The 2326-nt window shown below is 70.4% G+C and carries 2 protein-coding genes and 1 pseudogene; 2 read left to right on the plus strand and 1 reads right to left on the minus strand.

The window, feature by feature from the left end; all coding sequences use genetic code 11:
* A pseudogene (locus N869_RS14515) lies at positions 1–335 on the plus strand (leucyl aminopeptidase); the annotation flags it as partial.
* 36 nt (positions 336–371) lie between these two features.
* Here N869_RS14515 and N869_RS14520 read toward each other — a convergent pair.
* Complete coding sequence (locus N869_RS14520; RefSeq protein ID WP_035062766.1) at positions 372–722, minus strand: hypothetical protein; 351 nt, start codon at positions 720–722, stop codon at positions 372–374.
* Between the two features lie 144 nt (positions 723–866).
* On the opposite strand from N869_RS14520, the gene lpdA reads away from it, so the two are divergent.
* Complete coding sequence (gene lpdA, locus N869_RS14525) at positions 867–2249, plus strand: dihydrolipoyl dehydrogenase (RefSeq protein WP_035062768.1); 1383 nt, start codon at positions 867–869, stop codon at positions 2247–2249.
* Positions 2250–2326 lie beyond the last annotated feature (77 nt).

Consider the following 2326-nt stretch of genomic DNA (forward strand, 5'->3'; position numbering starts at 1 on the left):
CGGCGGTGATGGGCACGGACGACGTCCGCGCCGCCGTGGTGAGCGCCGCGGAGCGCGCCGGAGAGCAGTTCTGGCCGATGCCCCTGCCGACCGAGCTCCGGGCGAGCCTGAAGTCCCAGGTCGCCGACCTGGCGAACATCGGCGACCGGATGGGGGGGATGCTCGTGGCAGGCCTGTTCCTGAAGGAGTTCGTCGGTACGACGCCGTGGGCGCACCTGGACATCGCCGGTCCCTCGTTCAACGAGGGGTCCGCGCACGGCTACACCCCGCCGGGTGGCACCGGCGTCGCGGTCAGGACCTTGGTGACCTGGCTGGAAGGCCTGACCGAGCGCTGAGGCACCGATCACACCGCCCGGCCCGGACGCGCGACGTCAGGGCCGGGCGGGACGCCTGGCGGCCCGCTGACGGGCGTTCCAGTCACGCATGCGCTGGGGGTACCCGGTGAGCTGCACGTCGTAGACCGGTATCGACAGCTCGCGGGCCACCGACCTCGCGGTCTCCGAGTCGGGTACTCGCCGCCGGGTCCACTCCCCCGTGGTCGCGATGAGCACCACGGTCGTCTGCGTGACGTTGGTGACGGGCTCGATGTACGCCTCCACGCCTACCCGCGTGCTGACGAACTCGCGCATGTGCTCGAGGGTCGCCTCCTGGGCCTGCCGCGAGCCCGGCCTGGGCTCGTCAGCGGTCGAGGAGCGGCGCCTACGGCGCCCGAACAGTGCCATGGTCCAAGAGTAGGCCGAAGGTGACACGTAGGATGACCTGGCGTGCCCGTCTCCCTCGCGCCGCGGGTCCGATTCACCTCGGCGCGCGTGTGATGACAAGATGACACGTGCCGACCGCCGTCCGCGTCCGAGGAGAATCCCATCGTGGCTGACAGCCCTTCCGTCTACGACATCGTGGTCCTGGGTGGAGGCAGTGGCGGGTACGCCACAGCCCTGCGTGCGACCGAGCTGGGGCTGAGCGTGGCCCTCATCGAGGCCGAGAAGCTCGGCGGCACCTGCCTGCACAACGGGTGCATCCCGACCAAGGCCCTCCTCCACGCCGCAGAAGTGGCCGACTCGACCCGGCACGGGGAGAAGATCGGTGTGAAGGCCTCGCTCGAGGGCATCGACATGGTCGGCGTCAACTCCTACAAGGACGGCGTGATCGGCCGGCTCTACAAGGGGCTCCAGGGCCTGGTGAAGGCGCACGGGGTCACCCTCGTCCAGGGGTACGGCCGTCTGGTCGCCCAGGACACCGTGGAGGTCGACGGCCAGCGGTACACCGGCCGCCACGTCGTGCTCGCCACGGGCTCCTACTCACGCAGCCTGCCGGGCCTGGAGATCGGTGGCCGGGTCATGACCTCCGACGGGGCGCTGACCCTGGAGCACGTGCCCTCGTCGGTGATCGTGCTCGGCGGAGGCGTGATCGGCTGCGAGTTCGCCAGCGTCTGGAAGTCGTTCGGGGCCGAGGTCACCATCATCGAGGCCCTGCCGAGCCTGCTCCCGAACGAGGACCCCGCACTGTCGAAGGCGTTCGAGCGCGCGTTCCGCAAGCGCGGCATCGGGTTCTCCACCGGCGTGCGGTTCCAGGGAGTCACGCAGGACGACAGCGGCGTCCACGTGACCCTCGAGGACGGCAAGACCTTCGACGCCGAGCTCATGCTCGTGGCCGTCGGACGCGGGCCCCGGACCGAGGGCCTGGGATACGAGGACCAGGGCCTGCGCATGGACCGGGGCTTCGTGCTGACCGACGAGCGCCTGCACACCGGGGTCGGCAACATCTACGCCGTGGGGGACATCGTCCCCGGCCTCCAGCTGGCCCACCGGGGGTTCCAGCAGGGCATCTTCGTGGCCGAGGAGATCGCCGGGCAGCGCCCGGCCCCCATCGTCGAGTCCGGCATCCCGAGGGTCACGTACTCCGAGCCGGAGGTCGCGTCGGTCGGGCTGACGGAGGCCGCAGCGAAGGAGACCTTCGGCGACGACGCGGTGCAGACCCTGGAGTACAACCTCGGCGGCAACGGCAAGAGCCAGATCCTGGGCACGGCCGGCTTCGTGAAGCTGGTCCGCCAGAAGGACGGACCGGTCGTCGGGGTCCACATGATCGGGGCCCGCGTCGGTGAGCTCATCGCCGAGGGCCAGCTCGTCGTGAACTGGGAGGCGTACCCGGAAGACGTCGCCTCGCTCGTCCACGCCCACCCCACCCAGAACGAGGCACTGGGCGAGGCCTTCCTGGCCCTGGCCGGCAAGCCGCTCCACGCCCACAACTGAACCCCACCTAAGGAGACACGAGTCATGTCCGACTCCGTGCTGATGCCGGCGCTCGGCGAGAGCGTCACCGAGGGCAC

Source organism: Cellulomonas bogoriensis 69B4 = DSM 16987 (assembly GCF_000767165.1).
GTDB classification, from domain to species: Bacteria; Actinomycetota; Actinomycetes; order Actinomycetales; family Cellulomonadaceae; genus Actinotalea; species Actinotalea bogoriensis.

Coding starts and splice junctions, on each gene's coding strand:
- N869_RS14520 (WP_035062766.1), bottom strand. CDS start 722: ATGGCACTGTTCGGGCGCCGTAGGCGCCGCTCCTCGACCGCTGACGAG.